The 6,705-nt window shown below is 36.2% G+C and carries 6 protein-coding genes and 1 pseudogene; 1 reads left to right on the top strand and 6 read right to left on the bottom strand.

Annotation, left to right across the window (positions count from 1 at the left end):
• Nucleotides 1–72: 72 nt before the first annotated feature.
• The 6 genes and pseudogenes from JFC08_RS11360 to JFC08_RS11380 form a co-directional block, all read right to left on the bottom strand.
• On the bottom strand, nt 73–750 hold the full coding sequence (locus tag JFC08_RS11360) for a hypothetical protein (protein ID WP_198330768.1): 678 nt from the start codon (nt 748–750) through the stop codon (nt 73–75).
• 220 nt (nt 751–970) lie between these two features.
• Nucleotides 971–1,621: a hypothetical protein gene (locus JFC08_RS11365; RefSeq protein ID WP_244656513.1), complete on the bottom strand. Its 651-nt coding sequence runs from the start codon at nt 1,619–1,621 to the stop codon at nt 971–973.
• Between the two features lie 45 nt (nt 1,622–1,666).
• Nucleotides 1,667–1,843 (bottom strand): annotated as a pseudogene (locus JFC08_RS14070) (PAAR domain-containing protein); the annotation flags it as partial.
• A gap of 141 nt (nt 1,844–1,984) precedes the next feature.
• Nucleotides 1,985–2,695, bottom strand: coding sequence for a hypothetical protein (locus JFC08_RS11370; RefSeq protein WP_198330769.1), 711 nt, complete (start codon nt 2,693–2,695; stop codon nt 1,985–1,987).
• A 73-nt stretch (nt 2,696–2,768) separates the two neighbouring features.
• On the bottom strand, nt 2,769–3,716 hold the full coding sequence (locus JFC08_RS11375; RefSeq protein WP_198330770.1) for a PAAR domain-containing protein: 948 nt from the start codon (nt 3,714–3,716) through the stop codon (nt 2,769–2,771).
• A gap of 219 nt (nt 3,717–3,935) precedes the next feature.
• Nucleotides 3,936–4,955: a lipoate--protein ligase gene (locus tag JFC08_RS11380; protein WP_198330771.1), complete on the bottom strand. Its 1,020-nt coding sequence runs from the start codon at nt 4,953–4,955 to the stop codon at nt 3,936–3,938.
• A gap of 522 nt (nt 4,956–5,477) precedes the next feature.
• On the opposite strand from JFC08_RS11380, the gene JFC08_RS11385 reads away from it, so the two are divergent.
• The gene (locus JFC08_RS11385; protein ID WP_198330772.1) at nt 5,478–6,671 is read left to right on the top strand and encodes a DUF262 domain-containing protein; all 1,194 of its coding nucleotides are present in this window, start codon (nt 5,478–5,480) and stop codon (nt 6,669–6,671) included.
• Nucleotides 6,672–6,705 lie beyond the last annotated feature (34 nt).

Raw genomic sequence — 6,705 nt, forward strand, 5'->3', positions numbered from 1 at the left:
TGATTCGGACTCACTTGCTCATAAGTTTTACCTTCTGCTACAGGTATACAATCGACCTCTTTTTGCGATTGGTCAATCAAGACATGGTTTTAAAATTGAAACATCGGCTGAATCACCTTCAAAATCAAGTTTCTCATTTAGACATTTAATTTTTTGGATTAATTGTTGCTCTTGTTCTTTATTTAGACTCTGTTCATTGTTGTAGTTTTTCTTAGGGTAGCGGTTGAAATCAAGTGCTAAACCATATTCTCTTCTAATAATATACTGCAAGTAATCTAACTGAAAATTTTTTCTTCTTATTTCTTCTGGTAAATCATTACTATCACAATCACATATAGTTTCAAAGTGATTTAAAATATGACTCATCTGTGCGTCACCAGCTTTCACTAGTACTTTAGGCGACGGATAATGAATAGAAGCCATACTATACCTATTCCATGCCGTACCATAGTTCTGCTGAGCAAACTCTATATCTCCCTTTTTTTCAAGATTGAGTAAAGATTGATAGTTCTTTTCTTTTTTAGCAGGGCTTATAGGGGTCTCCCATCTATCAGTAACATGACGTAAAATGGTTTTAGAATCTTCATATTCGTAAACTGTCGAATTTTCTGATGATGAAAGTTCGCTGTCTATTATGGACTTGTCATGGTCTTGAGAAACAATACGTGTCTGCTCATGATCAATATCATCGTTAGAGGTACATGAGGCAAGCGTTGTTAGTACGCATAGAGTAAAGGCGACTCTTATCATTATATTTTCCTAATTATCAGCTTGCCTACGTATCTTAGATCAGTTTGACGATGACTTATCAAGTAATCAGATAGTGTAATACCATAATCAATATCAAACTTCTCTTGATTTATTAATACAAGTATCACCGTGATATAGCATATAGAATTCAACATGAGAATTATAATACTCAGCATATAAGTGTGCTAGCGTGTTGAATTTCGCTTCTTCGTAGGATTGTCTAGTATCTGATGTGTCTTGCACTTGGATGTCTTAAAATAGAGTTGTCATCAAGCTCTCTCATAATTGTATTTTCATAGTTTATAGCTTTATGTTTATAATCTGTTTTGCCTGTATCTACATAATTTTTTATATGTCCTAATTCATGAGCCATTATCCTTGTTAAAGTAGGTTTAAAAACACCTGTAGTCTTACTGTCTATACTTTTACTATCTGCGCGAACAAAGTAAGGGTCATAAACGTTCATGTTGATTTTCACAGTAATCATATCTTTATCAACCATTTCATCCGACTCCCACAGTTTCCAAGACTCATGCTGATTAAGAATCATAGGCTCTTTTTTTATTGTTGTTAATCCTAAGCCTCGAGAATTTACTGTTTCGATGGAAACTCTATAAATACTACTATCGTTCTGAATAACAGAGATTATATGTTGCCCTTGCGGGGTAGATTTAATCTCATTAAAAGCTTGTATACAGTCTTTACCGAAAACTGAAAACTTACTACCATCAATACCACTATCGTAAACTGTACTCTTATTATCTTTTAAATCTATATATAAACCTTTAGTGCTCGCAAAGCCATTCCCAAATAAAGCATCAGGCTCAGACTTCGCAAACTGCAAAGGTGCTGCCTGTGCAATACTGCCCACCTCAAAGTCAGACTCTACAAATGACTGCTGACTAGCAATCAGCTTAGCACTGCAGCTAGTGACATCGCCGCCGCGAGCAATAGGCGCACCATCGACAATAAAGGAGGCATCACCACTAACAATAGTGGTGACCTTTTTGTATTTTTTACAGATAACTTTATCGCCTTTACGCGCGACTGGGATGCCGTTATATGTGGTGTGTGGTGTGTGGTGTGTGGTGTGTGGTGTGTGGTGTGCCGGAGCTTACTACCTCTGATAAAAGCTTTATATTTAAAGCCAGACTTGGGTAGATGTGTCCCTGATATTTAAGCTATTCTGGGCGCTATGTATCATTGAGTATAAAACCACAGAACCATCTATCGTTTATTTTCTAATGTAACGACCATAACGTTTTGGTTTTATCGAATCAAATATATTAAATGTTAAGTTAGTAATACATCGACTATTATTTTCTTTCTCTAAATCACTGATTATTTTTAAAGGTTTTGAGTTGTTGCTTTGATTTGAGTTGTTGCTTTGATTTGAGGAGGAGCTGTAGCCTCTTATGTGATCTTTTATACCAACAATAACTAACCTATTGGTCAGAACAACTTTTCCTATATCGTTCTTTTTATCTAAAACGCGGTAGTATGATTGAAAGTGACTGTTATAAGATTTTTTGTAATCAGATATTAATTTATTATATTCAGAACTATTGAAGCAGATAGGGTTTTTTAAATCAATAATAAGCAACTTACTATTTATATCACTTACCCTTAAGTCTATGTCCTGAATAAAAGGATGCTCGTTTGTGTCCTGAGAAATTTCAAAAAAATTATTAAGACCATGCGCTACTTCAATTAATTGAAACTGATGGTTATAGAAATTTTCAACTTGATGAATTGAATAGGGGTAGTTATTTGAAAAATAGTCAATTGTGTTAAAAAGCATTCGTTTTTCTTCATTTAAGCTATCAATATCTATATGGGATGCATTGTTCATAGTAATAGATGAGTGGGCAGTTGTGCAATAAAACATTATTGTACTTAATAGTAAAATATTTCTAATAATTTTTTTTGTTTTATCGTTAGTCACAAATATCAACCTATATTTTTTAATAAACTACTATTATTAGTAAAAATTTATTTTACTGAAGTAAATAATATTTTTAAAAATTCAATAGCAGCTCATTCAAATTGCCTTCGTTCTCATATTCATCATAACGGTGACCGTAAAAGTCGTTATATTTTTCACCTGTAGTAGATGTCTTACGATTTCCATATACTTTTCCCGCTTCACTCCAAGCGCTATGATCATCACCATATTTCTCATATGCTGATACAAGAGTTTTAAGCTCACTTGGATCACTATGCGGTTTCATAATATCTATGGCACCATTATCTAGTAACTCTTCTCTGATCATGACACTGTAAATCGCAGCGCCTCCTTCTCCTTTTAGCTTGCTATCAATATAAGCATCTCTACTTGATATGTCGATCTCTCCTTGATAGGTAGCATGACCTACCTCATGAGTGAGCGCATGCATAGCCATGGCTGGCTTATCTCTATAATATTCAGAAACTACTATTTCTCTATCTTCATAATTAGTATATGTTCCTCCAGAATCAGGACCATACATTATGTTCCAATCTGCTTCTTGCAAATCTTTGATATTTTCCTGCAACGTAGGTGAGTCAGCTGCAATTTTATCAACGTCATCACCTAAATTAGTAATGACATAGTCATCTTCAGTAGGCTCCTCATCATCCTCTATAAAGCTATTCCCAAATAAAGCATCAGGCTCCGACTTCGCAAACTGCAAAGGCGCTGCCTGTGCAATACTGCCAACATCAAAGTCAGACTCTGCAAACGCTTGCTGAATCGCAATCAGCTTAGCGCCGCAGCTAGTGACATCGCCGTCGCGAGCAATAGGTGCGCCATCGACAATAAAGGATGCATCACCACTAAGAATAGTGGTCACCTTTTTACATTTTTTACAGATGACTTTATCGCCTTTACGCGCGACTGGGATACCGTTATGAGTGGTGTGCGGTGAGCCGGAGATGACCGTCCCACCGTGAGAGGTCTTTGCGCCAACGGTGATATAGGCTGCCATAGTGCTACCTTGCTTAAACGTTTAAAGTTTGGATTGTTATAGCGATTCTATTATTTGCATCACATTATAGATGGCAAAAGCGTAAAATATCAAACTTAAGTTTGTCTAAGGGTGTGACCTAGACAGCAAGCCTAATCTGTACAAAGTATAAAGGCGATTGAAATATTGACGTCAATAAGAAATTGAGACTCTTTACTAATTATCAATAACAAGCAAAATCTAACCTTCCATCTCACTAGTCAGCCATTTAGACACATCATCAATTTGTACTGCCAGTTCAGCATGAGCCTTACCTAATTCAGCAAGCTTGGCATTAATCTGATGTTTATCATATTTAATACCTGTCAATGTGTCTTTTAATAGGTCGATTAATTCAACGTTTAGCGCATCAGAGAAGATAACCACATCGCGTATCGCTGCTTGCTTCACATCAAGGTGCAAATCAATGATGCCCCAATCAAAGCGCGTCTCAATGTGATGGGTGAACTCAGGGGTCTTACCAAAACGCCAATCCCAATCTGCCATTTGCTGATAGTATTTATTTAGCGTCGGCTGCTTGGCGAGACTGGCTTCATCCAATTCTTCTATCGGCGTGGTGTCGCCATAATCAGTGTCACGATAATATTCACAAAAGGCCTCGATAATCGCATCGGATAAGATCTCGTGATTGATGTCTGCATTAAACTCAACCAAATTGGCGACACGAGAACGTACGGACTTGATGCCTTTGGCTTTGAGCTTAAGTGGATGCGGATTGAGATACTCACCAAGCTTTTGCATATTAGCGTTCACCAGTAACGTACCATGATGAAAGCTACGATCGGCGGCATGTTTAAAGGCGCTACCTGATATTTTCTTATCACCGACTTGCATATCGTTACGACCTGACAAATCAGCGTCTATGCCTAACTTTTTTAGCGCATTAATAATAATGGTGAAGTTCGCTGCTTGATCGTAGTCGGCTTTGGGCGATAAAAAGGTAAAGTTGGTATTGCCCAAATCATGAAATACCGCACCGCCACCACTTTGACGCCGCGCCAAAAACACCTCGTCTGCTTCCATCTTATCGATTTTGCATTCTACCCATGGGTTTTGCGAGCGCCCGATGACCACGGTCTCGCTATTGCGCCATAAGAATAGTGTGTGCGAGTCTGGGTCAAGCGCTTGGAATATCCAATCCTCGGTTGCGAGGTTAAACCAAGGGTTGGTCACGGCAGACTTTAAGATGCGCAGTTTCATTTATTTTTCCTTTTTCTCGAATGATTTTTTATAAATAGACATTGTCATTGTTGACGATGTAAGGCTGGAATTCAATGGCTGTGTGGTAGGGAAAAGGATTTGGGTAGAGCGGGGTATTTTGATTAGATTCTGCAGAATGTGATTTATAGTTTTTTGGAGGAATAATTAGTTTTTGGAGCTAATTCTGCTATTCGCTTGTATCTAACTTGTCGATGGCGTGCGGACTGGTTAGTCTGGTGGCGTTCCAACATTCGAGCGACCACCCCCAGCCATAGTCCGCATCGCCATCGTCGGCGTTAGGATACCGCTGCTATCAGGGCTAAAAAGATCCTCAAGTTGACCATTTATAGTTTCGACTAAGTTTCGATAATATTTTAATTTGGCGTAGTGTATCTTGCTAAATCATACTAGCATGGAGGGTTCTTTAAGTCTTGTTGGTACTATCTTTTGAATTTATATGGAAACAACTAGAGCTATCAAATTAATGTGATATATTCTTGGTTACTAAAAAAGAGGAATGAAATGCAAACTCAAACGTTAGATAGCTTATTTCAGAATAAAATATTTCGTATACCTGATTATCAAAGAGGATATGCTTGGGGAGAGCATCAAATAAAAGACTTCTGGGAGGATATATTGCAACTACATGAAGATCGTATGCACTATACAGGCGTTATTACTTTAGAGCCTTTGAAAAAAGGGGAGTGTGAAAAATGGGTAGAAGATATTTGGTTAGTTAAGAATAGAGGTTTTAAGCCTTATTATGTGGTAGATGGTCAACAAAGATTAACTACAGCGCTAATACTGATACAGACAATCCTACAATCAGTACCCAAAGATTCTAGCTTAAACTTTTCTTCGATTTCAAATATTGAGGAGAAGTTTATTATAACTCAACATGAAACTGAGAATGAGTTATTCCAAAGTTATATATTTGGATATGAAAAAGATAACCCAAGCGATGAATATCTAAGAACTAAGATATTTAACAGGTATTCTACCTCTAATAATCATGAACTGACTCTTTACACTAAAAACTTATACAAAGCAAAGAAGTTCTTTTTAGACGAGCTACTTAAATTAGACCGTAGTGAAATTGAGAATGTGTTTACTAAATTAACTCAAAAAATGAAATATAGTATCTACGAAATTGAGGAGGATATTGATATTAATGTTGCATTTGAAACGATGAACAATCGAGGAAAGCCATTAACTACTTTGGAGAAATTAAAGAATAGACTCATTTATTTGACAACGTTATTCTCTAATCAGAATGATAATGGTAGCTTGCGTGATGATATAAATAACGTATGGAAGACTATTTATAAGTATCTAGGAAAAAATCAAGATCGACCTTTAGATGAAGATCAGTTTTTACGTAATCATTGGATTATGTATTACGACTATTCTCGTAACAAGAAAAATGCATATATAGATTTTTTATTAGATGATGCCTTTACTTCAAGAAGAGTTTTAAAAGATAAAGTAAATCCATTAACAAGGGAGGAAATAATTAAATATATTTATAACCTTCAAGAGTCAATAAAGTATTGGTTTTATATTCACAATCCAACAATGCCATCTAAAACCGTTAAGGTAACGAACGATCAATCTAAAGTTCTAGAGAAACTTAATAACATAGGTTTTAAAGCATTTAAGCCTCTAATTTTATCAGCTTATACATCAAATCAAGAAGCTATAGTCAATCCACAATAAAATTAGTACAACCCATATTATGAAATAGTTTAGG

The organism is Psychrobacter cibarius (assembly GCF_016107535.1).
Lineage (GTDB): Bacteria > Pseudomonadota > Gammaproteobacteria > Pseudomonadales > Moraxellaceae > Psychrobacter > Psychrobacter cibarius.